The sequence below is a fragment of the Streptomyces sp. NPDC091289 genome (genome assembly GCF_044757365.1).
Classification (GTDB): domain Bacteria; phylum Actinomycetota; class Actinomycetes; order Streptomycetales; family Streptomycetaceae; genus Streptomyces.
In genome coordinates, this window is the sequence record NZ_JBIVUT010000018.1 from 102652 (window position 1) to 119495 (window position 16844).

At 65.8% G+C, this 16844-nt stretch carries 13 protein-coding genes and 1 pseudogene; 11 read left to right on the forward strand and 3 right to left on the reverse strand.

What is annotated here, in order from left to right; translation table 11 throughout:
• The first annotated feature begins 142 nt into the window (after positions 1 to 142).
• The 6 genes from ACIQPT_RS24145 to ACIQPT_RS24170 are packed head-to-tail and all read left to right on the forward strand — an operon-like array spanning position 143 to position 6074.
• Positions 143 to 835: a class I SAM-dependent methyltransferase gene (locus tag ACIQPT_RS24145; RefSeq protein WP_401158499.1), complete on the forward strand. Its 693-nt coding sequence runs from the start codon at positions 143 to 145 to the stop codon at positions 833 to 835.
• Entirely contained in the window at positions 832 to 2148 is a 1317-nt protein-coding gene (locus ACIQPT_RS24150; protein ID WP_401158345.1) for a N,N-dimethylformamidase beta subunit family domain-containing protein, read from the forward strand. Before ACIQPT_RS24145 ends, ACIQPT_RS24150 begins: the two co-directional genes overlap by 4 nt.
• Positions 2149 to 2161: 13 nt before the next feature.
• The gene (locus ACIQPT_RS24155) at positions 2162 to 3304 is read left to right on the forward strand and encodes a glycosyltransferase family protein (RefSeq protein WP_401158346.1); all 1143 of its coding nucleotides are present in this window, start codon (positions 2162 to 2164) and stop codon (positions 3302 to 3304) included.
• 6 nt (positions 3305 to 3310) lie between these two features.
• Complete coding sequence (locus ACIQPT_RS24160) at positions 3311 to 4906, forward strand: hypothetical protein (protein ID WP_401158348.1); 1596 nt, start codon at positions 3311 to 3313, stop codon at positions 4904 to 4906.
• On the forward strand, positions 4858 to 5412 hold the full coding sequence (locus ACIQPT_RS24165) for an FkbM family methyltransferase (RefSeq protein ID WP_367443934.1): 555 nt from the start codon (positions 4858 to 4860) through the stop codon (positions 5410 to 5412). The genes ACIQPT_RS24160 and ACIQPT_RS24165 overlap by 49 nt, the downstream gene beginning before the upstream one ends.
• A gap of 23 nt (positions 5413 to 5435) precedes the next feature.
• Positions 5436 to 6074, forward strand: a complete 639-nt coding sequence (locus ACIQPT_RS24170) for a histidine phosphatase family protein (protein WP_401158351.1) — start codon at positions 5436 to 5438, stop codon at positions 6072 to 6074.
• Positions 6075 to 6106: 32 nt separating this feature from the next.
• On the opposite strand, the gene metG is transcribed toward ACIQPT_RS24170, so the two are convergent.
• Positions 6107 to 7828: a methionine--tRNA ligase gene (metG, locus tag ACIQPT_RS24175; RefSeq protein ID WP_401158353.1), complete on the reverse strand. Its 1722-nt coding sequence runs from the start codon at positions 7826 to 7828 to the stop codon at positions 6107 to 6109.
• A 352-nt stretch (positions 7829 to 8180) separates the two neighbouring features.
• Here metG and ACIQPT_RS24180 point away from each other — a divergent pair, with 352 nt between their 5' ends.
• The 4 genes and pseudogenes from ACIQPT_RS24180 (at position 8181) to ACIQPT_RS24195 (ending at position 10770) form a co-directional block, all read left to right on the forward strand.
• Complete coding sequence (locus ACIQPT_RS24180; RefSeq protein WP_401158355.1) at positions 8181 to 9482, forward strand: nucleotide sugar dehydrogenase; 1302 nt, start codon at positions 8181 to 8183, stop codon at positions 9480 to 9482.
• 11 nt (positions 9483 to 9493) lie between these two features.
• On the forward strand, positions 9494 to 10450 hold the full coding sequence (locus ACIQPT_RS24185; protein WP_401158357.1) for an NAD-dependent epimerase/dehydratase family protein: 957 nt from the start codon (positions 9494 to 9496) through the stop codon (positions 10448 to 10450).
• A 58-nt stretch (positions 10451 to 10508) separates the two neighbouring features.
• Positions 10509 to 10562 (forward strand): annotated as a pseudogene (locus ACIQPT_RS24190) (hypothetical protein); the annotation flags it as partial.
• A gap of 52 nt (positions 10563 to 10614) precedes the next feature.
• On the forward strand, positions 10615 to 10770 hold the full coding sequence (locus tag ACIQPT_RS24195) for a hypothetical protein (RefSeq protein ID WP_234309068.1): 156 nt from the start codon (positions 10615 to 10617) through the stop codon (positions 10768 to 10770).
• A 150-nt stretch (positions 10771 to 10920) separates the two neighbouring features.
• On the opposite strand, the gene ACIQPT_RS24200 is transcribed toward ACIQPT_RS24195, so the two are convergent.
• Positions 10921 to 12156 (reverse strand): hypothetical protein, encoded by a 1236-nt coding sequence (locus ACIQPT_RS24200; protein ID WP_164202410.1) that lies wholly within the window; start codon positions 12154 to 12156, stop codon positions 10921 to 10923.
• A complete protein-coding gene (locus ACIQPT_RS24205; RefSeq protein WP_234309067.1) occupies positions 12153 to 14345 on the reverse strand; it encodes an ATP-binding protein in 2193 nt (730 codons plus the stop codon). The genes ACIQPT_RS24200 and ACIQPT_RS24205 overlap by 4 nt, the downstream gene beginning before the upstream one ends.
• 520 nt (positions 14346 to 14865) lie before the next feature.
• On the opposite strand from ACIQPT_RS24205, the gene dcm reads away from it, so the two are divergent.
• On the forward strand, positions 14866 to 16830 hold the full coding sequence (gene dcm / locus ACIQPT_RS24210; protein ID WP_401158360.1) for a DNA (cytosine-5-)-methyltransferase: 1965 nt from the start codon (positions 14866 to 14868) through the stop codon (positions 16828 to 16830).
• Positions 16831 to 16844 lie beyond the last annotated feature (14 nt).

The window sequence follows — 16844 nt, forward strand, 5'->3', positions numbered from 1 at the left end:
GTAAGCGGATGTTGAAAAGTCGGGGTGCTCGACGTTGAACGGCCTCACTAGCTCGCCGTGATACACGGATGACCTGCGCCCCGCTGTCATGGACCTTGTCAGCCCGCCGAGTTCACAACTCGCGGTCGAACACAACAAGTTCATGAAGGAGCTGAGGATGCTCGACTTCGGAGAGCAGCACAGCACATCGGCTGAGTGGTCCGAGCAGCAGATCGCCTACTACCGCGCAAGGGCCGACGAGTACGACACCGCATACGCGGAGCGCATGGGGATGCCTCAGCTTTCGCACGCGCTCGATCGGCTGCCCATCAGCGGAGACGTCCTGGAACTGGCGTGTGGCACGGGCCAGTGGACCCATCTGCTCTCCGGGCGCGCCCGGACCCTGACCGCGGTGGACGCCGCGCCCGAGATGCTTACCGTCGCGCGACGCCGCCTGGAGGGTTCGACCACTCGTTTCATCCAGGCGGACATCTTCAGCCAGGTTCCTGATCGCCAGTACGACACCGTGTTCTTCGCTTTCTGGCTCAGCCACGTGCCGCCCGCGTACCTGGAACCCTTCTGGAAGGCCCTCCGGGGGGCTCTGAAGCCCGGTGGCTGTGTGGTCTTCCTCGACGACTCCCGCGCGAAGGCGGAGATCGAGGAGACGATCGAGGGACGGGCGGTACCTACGGTTCGCCGGAGGCTCTCCGACGGGAGCCAGCACCTGACCGTCAAGGTGCTGTACGACGCCGACGGACTCGCGAAGCGGCTGGACGCCCTGGGCTGGGAGTCTCACGTCGAGCAGGTCGATCGCTATCACTACATGGGAGTCGCGCGGCCCCAGGCGCACTCATGACCGGCATCAACGGATACCCGGCGTCCCCCACGGTCCGTGCCGGCCGCAGCATCCGACTGCACATCGCCACCTCCGCGGATCGCTTCCGGCTCGGCTTCTACCGCTGGGGCTCGAAACCCGAGCACACGGGGCACGTCGAGTGGCCCGGACGGGACGCCGCACTCGGACGGTATGACCAGGACTGGCAGTGGCCGGGCTACGACTTCCTCGTACCGCGAGACTGGCGGTCCGGTGTCTACATCGGAGTCCTGAGCACGGACGACTGTCCGATCCGGCCGGCCATGGACGCTCGCGAGGCCAGATTCCTGCTGGTCGTCACGCCCGCAGTTCCCTCGGGCCGCAAGGTCCTCTACAAGGTCCCTGTTTCCACCTACCACGCGTACAACACGGCAGGAGGTGGAAGCCTCTACAGCGCCTCCCGGGTGACGCTGCGCCGACCGGGAGGAGGTGTCGGCGGTCCGGTCAAGGGCCTGCCCGACCCGTACGACGCCACGTCGCCTCGTCAGACGTTCGCGCACTGGGATGCTCCCTTCATCTCCTGGATGGAGGAGAACGGGATCCAGAGCGACTACTGCACGGACCTCGACCTCGACGAAGGCCGGCTCCTTGGCGACGGGTATCGCCTCCTGGTCTCTTCCGGGCACGACGAGTACTGGACTGCCCAGACCCGTCGAAACACGACCGCCTTCCGCGACGCAGGTGGCAATATCGCCAACTTCGGTGCCAACAGCTGCTGGTGGCGAGTGCGTCTCGACGAGGATCGCTCGGCCCTGGAGTGCGCGAAGTTCCCTCCCGGCGCCCCCGCTGGAACGGACCCTGACAGCTCGTACGGCTGCCCCGACCACTGGTGGGAGTCGGACCCCGAAAACGCCCTTCTGGGCGTGAGCTACCGGAACGGCGGCGGGCACTGGGACGGCCCGCGCACGCCTCTCGGGTTCACCGTCACCGACGCGGACCACTGGGTGTTCTCCGGAACGGGGCTCAGGACCGGTGACACCTTCGGCCACGACCGAGCGCTCGTCGGCTACGAATGCGACGGAGCCGCATACGAGATCGACGAGCAGCGACGCCCGCGGCCCACCGGCCAGGACGGAACGCCCAAGGACTTCGAGATCCTCGGCATCGCCCCACTTCCCTCCGCCTGGAACTTCGCAGCTCGAGAGCCGATGCCCAGTCCCCGCGCGGCCACCCTCGGCCTCTACACGGCGACCGGCACCGTCTTCACCGCTGCCACCACTGACTGGGCCCGGCTACTCCCCACCGACCCCCAGGTCGCGGCCATCACCCACAACGTCATCACCCGGCTCGCCTGACGAAGGGATCGTCGTGTCCACACTCACACAGCCGCTCAGCGTGATCATCGGCGTCAACGGCATCGGCATGGGGCATTCCGTCAGGCAGAGCGTGATCGCCCAGTACCTTCGCGACCGCGGCCATCATGTACGGATCATCACCAACGGGAGCACTCGAGTCGAGTACTTCCGCGACCTCGGATTCCCCGCGTGGGACGGGTGGATGCCGACGCTCCTTGCCCGTGACGACCGCATCCACGCGGCCGATGCCTTACGCACCAACATCCGGCAGACTCCCGCCGGCATCAGTCGGCACCTGCGGCTACGCCGGGCCATCAGGGAAACCGGCGCCCCGGACATGTTCATCACGGACTACGAGCCCAACACACCCCGCCTGGCCTACCACTTCGGCAGGCCCCTCATCTCGGTGGACCAGCAGAGCAAGTACCGGCACCTCGACCTGCCGCCGGTCGGTCGGTACGCACGCACCGCCGACGAACAGCGCCTGCGTTACTTCGCCCCTCGGGCCGACCGGTCCTTCATCTGCTCCTACGTCCCCTTGGAGGCCGACGACCGGAAGCTGGAGTTCATCGCCCCTGTCGTTCCGGACTTCGTCCGCTCCGTCCGGGTCACGAGCGAACCTGTGTCCACGGCCTACTTCTCCCGGTACTTCGATCACGGCCCTGAGGACTCCGTCCGCGCCCTCGCCGACGTGTTCCGCCAGTACGTCCCCGATCGAACTCTGCGGATCTACGCGCACTCGGACGAGATCGAGAACCTGCGCCCGTACGCCGACGGCAACATCGAAATCTGCCCGTTCGACCGCCAGGCATTCATCTCCGACCTGGCGCGCTCCGAGGCCGTCTTCTCCAATGCCGGCTTCAACCTCATCAGCGAGGCATTCGTTCTCGGTAAACCGGTCCACCTTGTGCCGCTGCCGACGTATGACCAGCACTGGTGCGCCAAGGTGGTCCACGAGGCGGAACTCGGCACCAGCACTCCACGGATCGAGCGCGGGGCGGTACTCGACTTTCTCAACCGGGCGCGGGAGCTTCGCGCCAACGTCGAACGCCATCGGGACCTGCACCTCGTCCAAGACCCCCGGGAACGAATCGCCTCCTACCTGGAGACCCTGCCCGCAGCCTGTGGGCGGGTCCCCTCCCCGTCCGTCCGGTAGGCGGCCATGGAGCTGCCTTCACTGCCCGCGTACGTGACCACCGTCGTGATCGTGGCGGCCGTCGTGTTCTGCTACCGCTTCGCCGTCTCTCCGACGGTACGGACGCTGTCCTCTCGGCCGACGTTCTCGCGAGCGACGTTCGCGACTGCCGTTGCCTCCGCCCTGCTCGCCTTCCTCCCCGCGCCCGACCCCGGCCCCTTCCGCTGGTTCATCGTCTTCGTGACCGCCCTGTTGACTTGGCAGGGCACCACGAGCGACTACGACGTGACCCAACCCATCGGCCCGCAGCGCTCGGCCAAAGTGGCGCTGCTTCTCCTCGCAGTGGCCTCCTGCTTCTGGGCACCGGCCCTGCTGCCGTGGCTCGCTGTCTACTGCGGTCGGCTGCGCGGGTGGAAGCACCACGCGATGATGCCGCTGAGGCTGCTCAAGGCGTACCTCGCTTGGTTCTTCGTGGGGACGGCTCTCAGCACGCCAGAACCCTCAACCGGGCTCGTACTGGTACTCGGATGCGTCTCGCTCTCCCACTACGTCAAACCGGCGTGGAGCAAAGCCCGGCTCGGGCCGCGCCCCTGGTCGTGGGCCTGGCACAACCGCACCCACTACCTCACAGCCTCCGCCTACTCCTGGGGATGGGCACGCTTCCTGCTCGCTGAAACCGTGACCGGCATCCTGCGCCGCGCACGCGCCGTGGACCGCCCCCTCAACATCCTGACGGTGCTGGTCGAAACCGCCGGCCTTGTGGCGTTCCACGACCGGAGCCTCCTCGTCGCTGTCTTGGTCGCGACGGCCGTCTTCAACCTCGCCGTCGTCCTCGCCTCCGGCATCTTCTTCTGGGAGAACATCTGCACCAACGCCGCACTCGCGCTGACCGTCGCACTGCTCCCTGATCAGGAGTACGACGCAGCGTTCGGCTGGCCGGCCGTCGTCATCGCACTCCTGATCTTCATCCTCAGCACGGCTGACCTGCTGTGGCAGCCATGGCACCTCGGCTGGTGGGACTCACCATTCACGGCACGCGTCAACTGGCAGGTGGAGACAGCCTCCGGCGCAACACTCGGGCTCTACAACGACTTCATGTGCCCGTATGAGCGCGAATTCGGCCGAGTCCTGGGCTACTTCCTCACCAGCGAACCCATCCTCCACGGCCACCTCGGCATCGTCTGGGACCCAGGACTGCGCGACCGCCTCGTTCGCGCAGCAGGTGACCCGGCCGAGCTCCACCACCTCAAGCAGATCTACGGCCGAGCACAAACGAACGCGGAACAGGCACGCGAGCACATCGCCTTCCTGACCACGATGTTCGTCCGCCTCAACTCCGGTACGCCGAAGGGCCCGCTGCCCCGGCGGCTGCGCCGGCTCAAGGCCCCCGGCGGCCAGCTCTACCAGTGGGGCGACCTTCCTCCCTACCGCGGTGAGGAACCGGTGCGCCGCATCACCATCCGCTACCAGGAACGCTGCTACCGGCCGGAAACCGGCGACTTTGTCCTGCTCGCCGACGAGGTCGTGCAGGAAATCCACCTACCCGCCACAACGACCAACCACGGGAGTCCTTCATGCGCAAAGTTTTCATCGACTGCGGGACCAACCTCGGAATCGTGCTGAGCCGCTTCATAGACGAGCTCCCTGACCACGACTTCTATGCCTTCGAGCCCAACACGGAGCTGCTGCCGGCCATCCGCTACGAAGTCGAACAGGCTACTCACTCACCTCGCGTCGAGGTCTCTCACAGCGCCGTATGGACGCACGACGGGGTGATCAACCTCTTCCTCGGCCACCACGAGAGCTCCACTGTGATGCCCGACAAGCGGGTCCCACCGGTGTATGACCAGCAGATCGACTACGGATCGCCGGTCCCGGTACCTGCCGTCGACTTCAGCGCCTGGCTGCGCCAGACCGTCACCCCGAACGATCACGTCGTCGTGAAGATGGACATCGAGGGTGCCGAATACCCCGTGCTCACGAAACTGATCGCCGACGGGACGATCGGCCTCATCTCGGTCCTCTACATCGAGTGGCACTACGACCGCTTCCCCACCATGAGCCGAGCCGACCACGACCAACTCGTCGCCGCCGTATCCGCTTTCGTCGACGTCCGCGACTGGGACTGACCCGAGAAGGGGGACGGACCACCATGAGCACCAAACACATCTACCTGGTCAAGCACGGTGAGACCCAGGAAAACGCCCGCGGTATCCACCAAGGCAGGGCCGTCGGCGGCACACTGAGCAAACGTGGACGCGACGACATCCGCACTGCTGGTCGCACCCTCGCCGCAGCCGGACTCGCGGTCGACCAGATGCTCGTCAGCCCGATGTCCCGATGCCGTGAGTCGGCCGCACTCCTGACGGCCGCGCTCACACCGGCCGACGCCCGTGTGGACACCCGACTGGCGGCGAAGAACAGCGGCCATCTCGGCGGCCGGCCCAGAGACTACGCGGCGGCGGAGGCGGCCCGTCAGGGTGTCCCCATCCACCAGCTCCGAACGCCGGGCGGCGAATCCTCCGAAGACGTCCAGGCCCGTTACATGCGCCTGTGGAGCGAGGTCTGCACCGGACCGCACGACACGACCGTCCTGGTCGGCCACGGCGGCGGAATCGCCTGCCTGCTGCTGAAGCTCACGCAGCACGGGTTCGAGCACTACCTCGAGCACGTGCCCGGCTCCGGATGCGTGACCTGGGTCGAGATCGACGACGAGGCCCCTCGGATTCGGCTGATGAACGTGCCGCCAGCTGAACTGGCCGGGCACCTCGCCGCCCGTACCGCCCGATGAAGCCGGGATCGGTACGGGCACGAGAGGCACTGTCAGGCGTCGGCTCCGCCGAAGCGGGCCCGGTAGGACTCCAGGTCCTCCTCCGAGATCTTCGCGAAGAGCACTGGCGGCACAGTGAAGGCTGTACCGGCCGGGACAGCATCCAGGGACTTGGCCTGGTCGGCGGTCACCCAGGTCGCGGTGTCGTTCTCCAGAGCGAAGGCACTGCGCATGGCGGCGGCCGAGGCCGGGATGAAGGGTTCGGAGACGACCGCGTACAGGTGGATCAGGTTCATCGCCGTGCGCAGCGTCAGTGCGGCGCCGTCGGTGTCGGTCTTGATCTCCAGCCAGGGGGCCTTCTCCTCCAGGTAGGAGTTGCCCGCGGACCACAGGGCGCGCAGGGCAGCGGCGGCCTTGCGGAACTGGAGCGCCTCCATCTGCTCCTCGTACTCGCCGAGCAGCCGTGCGATCTCCTCGCCCAGCTTCGCCTCCGCCTCGCCGGCGGCACGACCGGCCGGGACCTCGTCGCCGAACCGCTTGCGGGAGAAGGACAGCACGCGGTTGACGAAGTTGCCGAGGGTGTCGGCCAGGTCCTTGTTGACCGTGGCGGTGAAGTGCTCCCAAGTGAAGGAGGAGTCATCCGACTCGGGGGCGTTGGCAATCAGGAAGTAGCGCCAGTAGTCGCCGGGCAGGATCTCCAGGGCCGCGTCGGTGAAGACGCCTCGCTTCTGAGAAGTGGAGAACTTACCGCCGTAGAAGGTCAGCCAGTTGAAGCCCTTGACGACGTCGACCTTTTTCCACGGCTCGCGCACGCCGAGCTCGGTGGCGGGGAACATCACCGTGTGGAAGGGGACGTTGTCCTTGGCCATGAACTGCGTGTAGCGGACGGTGTCGTCGGCCTCGTACCACCACGACTTCCAGTCGCGGCTCTCGCCGTCGGCGGACGCGTCCGCCCACTCCTTCGTCGCGCCGATGTACTCGATCGGGGCGTCGAACCAGACGTAGAAGACCTTGCCCTCGGCCGCGAGCTCCGGCCAGGTGTCCGCCGGGACGGGCACGCCCCAGTCCAGGTCCCGCGTGATGGCCCGGTCGTTCAGGCCCTCGGTCAGCCACTTGCGCGCGATGGACGTGGACAGGTGCGGCCACTCGGCGCTGACGGTCGCGATCCACTCCTCGACCTCGTGCTGGAGCTTGGACTGCAGCAGGAAGAGGTGCTTGGTCTCGCGGACTTCCAGGTCCGTGGAACCGCTGATCGCCGAGCGCGGGTCGATCAGGTCGGTCGGGTCGAGGACGCGGGTGCAGTTCTCGCACTGGTCGCCGCGAGCCTTGTCGTAGCCACAGTGCGGGCAGGTGCCCTCGACGTACCGGTCCGGAAGGAAACGGCCGTCGACCGGCGAGTACACCTGCCGGATCGCACGCTCCTCGATGAAACCGTTCTCGTGCAGCTTGCGCGCGAAGTGCTGGGTGATCTCGACGTTCTGCTGCGAAGAGCTGCGGCCGAAGTAGTCGAAGGCCAGCTCGAACCCGTCGTACACGGCCTTCTGCGCGTCGTGGGCCTGCGCGCAGAACTCGGCGACCGAGAGTCCGGCTTCTTTGGCGGCCAACTCGGCCGGCGTGCCGTGCTCGTCGGTGGCACAGATGTAGAGGACGTCGTGACCACGCTGGCGGAGGTACCGGGAGTACACATCCGCCGGCAGCATCGACCCGACCATGTTGCCCAGGTGCTTGATCCCGTTGATGTAGGGAAGCGCGCTGGTTACCAGGTGTCGAGCCATCCTTGGATGCTCCATTTCGTACGCATTGCGGCGCCGGTGCCACTGCCACGGCGGGCCCAGGTCGGGAGGCCGCAGTCGATGCGATCACTCCGATCGCACGCACACGTCACACACGGTGACGGAACGAGGCTGCAGGCCATCGTCATCGTATCGAACCGGGGGTTGGGCCAGCCTGCGGGTTTTCCCGGCTCCCCATGCCGCACCCGAAAAGCACTCGGCCGTCCGAGACAGGCGGCCAAGCGAGTCCCGTACGGCCGAGGCGCGCCCCATCTTACGGCCACCACCCACCGCGGGTCCCGCGCCACGTATACGTCCCCGCTCCCCAGCCCCCAATTTCAGTGAGGTGGATCGCATGACCAGGAAGCACAAGCCCCGCGGGCTCCGCGTCGTCGTCGTGGGGCAGGGATACGTCGGGCTCCCGTTAGCGGTGCGAGCCGCCGAGGTCGGGCACCACGTCGTCGGCCTCGACGTGGACGCCGGGCGGATCAAGCGGCTCGTGATCGGTGAGTCGTACGTCGAGGACATCTCGGACAGGCGGCTGGCGCCCCTTCTCGCCGCCGACGTCTACCGGCCGACCGTCGACACGTCCGACTGCGCCGGGTTCGACGTGGCGGTCGTCACCGTCCCGACGCCGCTGCGCGACGGCGCTCCGGACCTGTCGCACGTCGAGGAGGCGGCGCGGACGCTCGGCCACCACCTCACCCGCGGAGCGACCGTGGTCCTGGAGTCGACCACGTACCCCGGGACGACCGAGGAGGTGTTCCGACCACTCCTCGAAGGCGGCTCCGGGCTGACCGCCGGCCGCGACTTCCACCTCGGCTACAGCCCGGAGCGCATCGACCCCGGAAATCCCACCTGGAGGCTGGAGAACACCCCGAAGGTCGTCTCGGGCATCGACCCGTCCTCTATGGAGGCGGTCCGCGCCTTCTACGCGTCGCTCGTCGACACGGTCGTGCCCGTGGCCAGTTGCAAGGAGGCGGAGCTGACCAAGCTCCTTGAGAACACCTTCCGGCACGTGAACATCGCGCTCGCCAACGAGTTGGCGATCTTCGCCCACGACCTGGGCATCGACGTCTGGGCGGCCATCGACGCGGCGTCCACCAAGCCGTTCGGGTTCATGCGCTTCACCCCCGGCCCCGGGGTCGGAGGTCACTGCCTGCCCGTCGATCCCTCGTACCTGTCGTGGCGGGTCGAACGGACCCTGGGGCAGAACTTCCGCTTCGTCGAGCTGGCCAACGACGTCAACAACCACATGCCCGACTACGTGGTTCGGCGTCTCGTCGCGGGCCTCAACGAACGAGGCAAGCCGCTCAAGGGCTCCCGGATCCTGCTGCTCGGCCTGGCATACAAGGCCAACACCGGGGACGCCCGGGAGACACCGGCCACTCGCATCGCCGAACTCCTCACCGGCATGGGCGCCGAGGTCCAGGCCGCCGACCCCCACGTCCTGGACGACGCCCACCCCCGCGCCGTCGGCTTGGCGAGCCTCCAGCAGGTCGACGTGACCCCAGCCCGCCTCGCGGCAGCCGACGCCGTCGTCCTCCTCGCCGACCACGACGCCTTCGACTACCCCCTGATCAGCGCGCGCGCCCCGTACATCCTCGACTGCCGCCGTCGGCTCGCCGGCGCCGGCGCCCACGTCGACTCTCTCTGAAAGGCAACCCCATGCAGATCGTCATCACCGGCGGTGCCGGGTTCATCGGCGGCAACCTTGTCCGTGCCCTGACTGGGCAGCCTCAGGTCACCCGACTCCGAGTCGTCGACAACCTCTCCACCGGGGACAAGGCGAATCTCGCCGGCCTCGACGTCGACTTCTTCGAGGGAGACGTCCAGGACGCCGCTCTGCTCGACCAGGCGTTCCACGGCGTCGACGCAGTCGTCCACCTGGCCGCGCTTCCCTCCGTGCCGCGCTCCTTACAGGACCCCTTGGCCAGCCACCACGCCAACGCGACCGGCACCCTCCAGGTCCTCGAAGCCGCCCGCCGCGCCGGCGGCCCGCACGTGATCGCCGCCTCCTCGTCCTCCGTCTACGGCTCCAACCCCCACCTGCCGAAGCACGAGGACCTCGCTACCGCCCCGATGAGCCCGTACGCGGTCACCAAGCTCACGACGGAGGCGTACCTGAGCGCCTACCACCACAGCTTCGGCCTGCCGGTCCTCCCCTTCCGCTTCTTCAACGTCTACGGCCCTGGCCAGCGCGCCGACCACGCCTACGCCGCCGTCATCCCGAAGTGGATCAGTGCCACACTCGCCGGCGAGCCCGTCACGATCCACGGCGACGGCACCCAGACGCGGGACTTCACCTACGTGGGCACGGTCTGCCGCGTCCTCACCGACGCTCTCCTCCGCCGCGTGGTGGACCCCCGCCCGGTGAACCTGGCTTTCGGGAGCCGTACTTCGCTGCTGGACCTGCTCACGGAGATCGAATCCGCGACCGGGCAGCTCATCGGCCGAGAGCACAAGGCCCTGCGGACCGGTGACGTCCCTCACTCGCAGGCGGACAGTGCACGCATGCGAGCTCTGTTCCCCGCGGTGACGCCGCTGCCTATCCAGGAGGGGGTCGCGGCAACGGTGGGATGGTTCCGTTCCGCGATCGGAGTAACGGGCGCGAACTGCGCATGATGGCCACCTCACCTCTGACAGAACGGCATGGATCTCTCGGCCCATCCTGCTGCTGGGCTTGGCCTACAAGGCCAGGACCGGCGACGCCAGAAAATCCCCGACAGCTCGCCTCGCGGAACTACTGACGCAGATGGGTGCCAAGGTCCAAGCCCACGGACCCTCATGTGATCGAGGATGCCCACCCCCATGCTGCCGCTCTGGAGAACCTCCAGCGTGTCGATGCCCCCACGGAGCACCTCGCCGCAGCCGACGCCGACGTTCTCCTGGCCGACTACGCCGCGATCACCACCCACACCTCGTACGTCCTCGACTGCCGCTGACTATCCAGCACCCACACCAACGCTCCCTGAAGGGATGCCTCGTGAGCAGTTTGGTCCCATCCCAGGCACAGCACTACTGAACTGTCGGCTTCGGGCCCGGGCGGAAGGCCGGCGACAGGTATGGGCCCGTCGACACCAACAGTGCAGAACTCAGGGGCTGATCACCGCACCGTTCTGCGGGGCGGAGGACAGCTGCTCTGGGAAGCTCCCGGATTTCGGCTTCGTGAGCCCCAGCCGCATCTGCACCTCGTCGAAGCTGAGGTCCGGCGTGCCGATACGGCCGACGGATCGGCTATATGCAATCAGCATTGCTTCGGAGAAGGGGCTATCGAGGGTGGCAACCCGCTTCCAACCCCGTGCCTCATCGAGCGCGACGGAGCTTACGTTCTCGAAATCGATCACTAGATCCGGAACATCCAGATAACGAGGGAGAGCACGGTACCGATTGTCATCGACTCTGAACGCGCGCTGCGCTGGGCCCTTGTCCCTATTACTCTTGGCGCTCGACTGCCACAAAATGATGGGCGGGGACTCGGAGCTGTTCCCCTCATCGGTGAACACCCGGTCTGCTTTGGCCAGGTGCACGTACTGGACCTTCGCCACACGAGGCTTCGAAACCCTTGATTCAGGACGGTCCTCGTAGAGGTCGCAAGCCGGCGTAAGGACCAGCCACCAGCCGCCTTGCGGGTCGATAAGGAGGTCTGTCGCCGTGAGGTGATGGGTCACAGGGGGCATCAGATAGACCCGTGCCGCCTCGGACCGCCGTGCTGTTGCGACGAGGTCACCCTCCACGACGCGATCCAGCTCATGGAGACCGTTCTCCTTGAGCCAGGCTGCGAGGCGATTGACGATGACAGGAGCGATCTCGTTCGGGTCGGCAGCTGCCATTTCGGTCCAGTGCGGAGCAACCACGTCGCGCATAAAGTCGCGGACCTGGCGCTCCACGAGACCGGAGATGCGACGTGTCAACGCCGGCACTCCTGAGAGCAACCCCTCCCTGACCGCAGGGGCGATATCGTCCAAAGCATTCTTCGTCACCACTCGAATGAGGGGAGGCTCCTCCAAGCCGCGTACCTGCTGGGGGACGCCCGTGAAGAAGACCACTGGCACCCACCTGACGCTGGCGATCTTCTTGTACAACTCACGTCCGCGCCCCTCGGCGTCTGCGGACGGGCTACCTTCAGTAACATCCCGGACATCGAGGATGACCAAGTCGAAGTCTTCTTGGTTCAGCCGCTCCTCGGCGGTGGCAAAGTCCTGCTCGACTTCGAACTGGATGACTCCCAGATCCGCGAGCTCTTCCGTTAGGAGTCCACGAAGGTCCTCGGTCATCTTGGCGTCGTCGTCAACGATGAGCACGCGATACGCGGCGTCCGCCGTCGTCATCCAACTCTCCTTCGCAGTCGTGCCCGGAAACTCGCGCCGGAGAGGGCGCCGGGGCTTACCAGCGACAGGTCACCATCGTAGAAGTCCTTCACGACGCTGCCTGCGATACTGAGGCCGAGGCCGATGCCGTCCGGCTTGTCACTGAAATAGGTGTCGAAGATCAGATCTTTGATCTCCACACGCACTCCGGGCCCACTGTCACTGACCGTGATATCCACCACGTCGGCTTCGCCCTCTTGGTTGCGCTCAGTTTCGATCAAGATCTCGCGGTCTGCCTCGCTGGGCATCGTTGACAACCAGTAGACCGCGTTATTGACGAGATTTAGCACGAGTGTCCTAATATCACCCGGCTCGGCCGTGACCGTTACGTCCTCTCCGCCGATTGTGACGGTCACACCGTACTTGGCGATCTCAGATTCCAGTACGGAGACAGCTGCAGAGATGCTCTGGTGAAGCGAGAGTTGTCGTGGCCGCCCACGCTGCCGACCGCTGAGAGGTTCGATGCGAGTGAAGAGCCGGTCGATAGCCCTCTCCTGCGCGGTGAAATCCGTGTGCAGTTCCCCGAGCGCGTCGGAAAGGTCGGTGTCATGGACCTCGACCTTTCCCGTGATCTTCCTAAGTCGACGAAGGTCGAATGCGATGCGGGCCAGGGCGGTCCTACCCTCGTGGAGGACAACGTCGACAAGGGTGCCTAGTGTCGCGAGCCGGGAGAACTGGGAGATGATCTCCTGGACTTTGCGCACACCTTCGTTGATCGTCTCCGTGGCTTCCTCGATGGCTCGCCCCAGGACGACATCATCTGGATACCGCTCGCTGGCGACTTGCCGAAGAGGATCCAGGTTGAAACTCCGGAAGACTCCGTGACCTCGCCCTTCGGGAGGACTGACCAGGGGTTCGTCGGCCACTTCCACGGTGGACTCCGGACGGCGCAACTTGTAGCGCAGGATCTCGAGTTTCGAGATCGCCTGCACTATCACCATCTTCAGTTCCTCGTACTCCGGACTATCAATCAGCCCTTCCCGGTGCGACCGGTCCTGGAGGCCCGGGTTCTCGTCCGCCGAGATATAGACGAATCCGGCAACCTGGTTATTGGACAGCCGCATGGTCGGGTTATTGACGCGTCGCTGGTCGAATCCAAGCCAGTCGTAGCCCGGCTCGCCGAAAGGCTGGACTCGGAACCCGTCCCGGTACAGCGCTACGCCGCTGTTGTCCCGGATCAGTTTCCGCACCTCGGTGAGGTTCTTCGACCCGGTATCAATATGGAAGAGCGGGTCCAGCGCCGACTTCTCTAGGTCCCATACGCGAAAGTCCAGCTTCAGTGGTCCGCAGGACGGTCTGTCCGAATCCTTCCGGATGTTCTCCTCGACGACCACTGCGGGTTCGCTCCCGCTGGAGTAGATGGCCAAGTGGGCATTACCGTCGGCATCCACTGTGCCGACGAGCCGATAGAGCGGGTGGGCCAGCGTTTCGCTCGCGGCGACAAAGCCATGGTGGTGACGAAGGGGACCATCAGGGGTGTCTATGTAGATGGCAAACTCAGGCTGGTCCGGCACCGACAACTCAGCGGGAGGCGGCGGAGGCAGGAGCCGTGACAGGGAGCGCTTGAGGGCCTCAACGGCGTCAGGCCCCCAAGGCATCCGCAGCTTCTCAAGTCGGACTACGGTTCCGTGGCCAACCGACGCGTCGATCGATGCGGTCTGGAACCCCGTGACCACGTCAGCGAAGTTCCGCGCCGCCTCGCCACCCACCGCGAAGACGGACGGCGAGGCTGTGGACCAAGTGACCGGAACCTCGTCCAGGTAGGCGTCACCCTGCGTGAAGTTTCCCCAGTTGATACGGAGGGTGACTTCTGGGTCGCTGACCCGTCGCGTCGTGATGGTGGTGACGTTGGCCAAGCGGGCGGCTGCGAACCGACCGATGCCCTTGGCCCCGAGCACACGCCGCACACCCGACTCGCTGCGGCGGTTCCGGTGCCTATGCGGAGTAGCGATCTCCATCCAGGTGCCACGCACTGTGTCCGGGGACATGCCGTGCCCGTCGTCCCATACTTCGATCGAGCCATGCCCCTCCACGAGCGGCGGGTTGAAGCGGATCAGCACGAGGCTGGCATCGGCGTCGTAGGAGTTCTTCACAAGTTCGGTGAGTGCCACCCGCTCGTTGCTGATCAGCTCCTCACCCAAGGTGCTCATCAGCCGCGCGCGCGGCCGGAGATACGCTTCCGTACCCTCCGAATCCAACTGGGCCTCACTTTCGGTCCGTCACGGTCCAGCCTCAGCGTAGCCAGAGAGGTAGATTGTATCGACGTTGCGGATGCCCCCCGCGTGTGGCCGTGCGGCCGAGGGCCCGTTGCTCGGGAAGTGGCCGAATACCGCCCCTTAGTGGCGCCGACCAGGAAGAAGGTCACTCGGATGTTCCTTCTGGTGAGCCGACCCGTTGAGGCGTAGGGGGTGGAACGGGGCGCTTGTCCGCGAGGCCCGTGATCGAGCTGTCGGTGGCATCCCGTACGATCGATCATTTCGAGGGGTGTCCCAGGAACATCACCTCGAAGACACAGAGTGCGGGGCTCACCGATCATGAAGCCCACTGGTGAATCAAGCCAGGTGGATGCCGGGTGTTCGGGTGGCTCGACCTCGTCGAAGTTGTTGCTTCCGCGAGCGTGTCCGTGATCTCCTGGTGCTCGTTCGTCTCGTGCCTGTTGGAGGTTGTGCTGTGGAGAAGGGGAAGTACGGCGTACCCCTGGAGCGGAGCGACTACCTTCCGCTCGAACGGCACGAGGAGAGCTGCTCTCCGGAGGACTTCCGCAAATGGCTGAAGACCCACGGTAAGGGCCAGCGGCTCGCCGTCGACCTATTCTCCGGAGCCGGTGGTCTGAGCTACGGCGTGAAGCAGGCGGGTTGGACGGTCGCGGCTGCCGTCGACTTCGACGAGCGCGCTCTGGAGACCCATGCGGCGAACTTTCCCGGCATGAGTCTCCACATGGACCTCGGTAACCCTGACGAGCGTGACCACTTGGTTGAGCTCCTGAAGACTGCTGACATCGACCTGATCGCAGGCGGGCCTCCCTGCCAGCCCTTCAGCCGCGCCGGACGCAGCAAGATCCGGGATCTTGTGACGAACCACAAGCGGGACCCGGAGGATCTTCGCAAGGAACTGTGGCGCGCCTACGTGGACGTTGTCACGCGTGTCAGGCCCCGGGCCATCCTCATGGAGAACGTGCCAGACATGGGGCTTGGAGACGACTTCTTCGTGGTGCGCACAATCGAGCAGCACCTGGAGGATCTTGGGTACGCCACGCAGGTCCGCCTTGTCGACGCCTGGCACTACGGTGTTCCCCAGCACCGGAAGCGCCTGATCCTGCTCGCGAGGAACGACGTCGAGCGCTTCGACTGGCAGCCGAAGCAGGACGGCTTCACCAACCTCCGTGAAGCGATCGGCGACCTTCCCGGCCTCGATCCGCAACCCAGGAAACGCGTCGGCGAACGAGAGATGGCCTACCGCATGCCAGAGGCTCCCTCAGCCTTCGTGGAGATGATGCGTAAGGGCGCCCCGGAGGGGCTTGTCTGGGACCACATGACGCGCCGGGTCCGAGACGACGACTGGAAGATCTTCTCCGAGCACATGGACTCCAAGACCCTGTACTCGGATATTCCGGAGGAGTTCCGTCGCTACAGTGCCGAGAACTTCACGGACAAGTACAAGAAGCTGGCCTGGGGCGAGCGCAGCCGTTCCATCACTGCGCATATCGCCAAGGACGGCTACTGGTACATCCATCCGGACGAACCCCGAACACTCACTGTGCGTGAGGCGGCCAGGGTGCAGACCTTCCCAGACTGGTTCCGGTTCGCCGGCACCCGTAGCGACGCCTTTCGGCAGATCGGGAACGCGGTACCACCACTGTTGGGCAAGGCGGCAGCCGAAGCACTGGCACCCGTGGAAGGCGTACAGGCACAGCTCGGAGGACTACAGCCGCATTGGCGGCAGGTCAGAGAGGAGCTAGTGGCCTGGGCCCGGGAGAGGCGGAACGGCGACGACTGGTGCCACCTCCCCGGCGAGCAGATGTCACAGCTCTCGGCGGCCGTGATTGCGCTTCTGTCCGGCGCCAAACCGTCGGCAGCCCAACTGGACGAGATCCTGAAGGACGTGAGATGGCGCAAGACCCTCACGTCCAAGGCGTTCCATAACCTTTTGGAAGCAGCCCCCTCCGAGAAGGTCAGGACACGACTGGAACGGCTTGCTCCCCTCGTCGATGACACAGCTGCCTGGCAGGAGAGCAGGCGTCTTGAGATTCCCAAGCGCCTCGCTCTCAAGCCGGCGGAAGCATCTCTCTATCGCCTGCTGGTGGGCGAGGACCTCCTCTGGGTGGGCCAAGGGGCGCTGCGGGTTGCCGCGCGTCTGAACGACAGCGACGCGGACCGTACGAACAGACTCAGTGACGGCCGGGTCAACCTGGTGAGGCTCGTGGGCGCCGGGGGCGAGGATGCGCCGCTCCGCATGGCTGCGTTGCGTCTCATCAGCAGCACCGTCTGCAGCGCGCGTGAACCGATGTGCGCCGAATGCCCGCTGAGTAAACACTGCAAGCGGAAGTCCGATGCCTCAGACGTCTCAGTGACCACGAACGGCAACAGGGCATCAGAGGTCAAGGAACGCGGAGATAGGAAGCGCCCTTCGGCGTAGGGGGCACGCTGGAA

Coding starts and splice junctions, on each gene's coding strand:
- ACIQPT_RS24145 (WP_401158499.1), top strand. CDS start 143: ATGAAGGAGCTGAGGATGCTCGACTTCGGAGAGCAGCACAGCACATCG.
- ACIQPT_RS24150 (WP_401158345.1), top strand. CDS start 832: ATGACCGGCATCAACGGATACCCGGCGTCCCCCACGGTCCGTGCCGGC.
- ACIQPT_RS24160 (WP_401158348.1), top strand. CDS start 3,311: ATGGAGCTGCCTTCACTGCCCGCGTACGTGACCACCGTCGTGATCGTG.
- ACIQPT_RS24165 (WP_367443934.1), top strand. CDS start 4,858: ATGCGCAAAGTTTTCATCGACTGCGGGACCAACCTCGGAATCGTGCTG.
- ACIQPT_RS24170 (WP_401158351.1), top strand. CDS start 5,436: ATGAGCACCAAACACATCTACCTGGTCAAGCACGGTGAGACCCAGGAA.
- metG (WP_401158353.1), bottom strand. CDS start 7,828: ATGGCTCGACACCTGGTAACCAGCGCGCTTCCCTACATCAACGGGATC.
- ACIQPT_RS24180 (WP_401158355.1), top strand. CDS start 8,181: ATGACCAGGAAGCACAAGCCCCGCGGGCTCCGCGTCGTCGTCGTGGGG.
- ACIQPT_RS24185 (WP_401158357.1), top strand. CDS start 9,494: ATGCAGATCGTCATCACCGGCGGTGCCGGGTTCATCGGCGGCAACCTT.
- ACIQPT_RS24200 (WP_164202410.1), bottom strand. CDS start 12,156: ATGACGACGGCGGACGCCGCGTATCGCGTGCTCATCGTTGACGACGAC.
- ACIQPT_RS24205 (WP_234309067.1), bottom strand. CDS start 14,345: ATGAGCACCTTGGGTGAGGAGCTGATCAGCAACGAGCGGGTGGCACTC.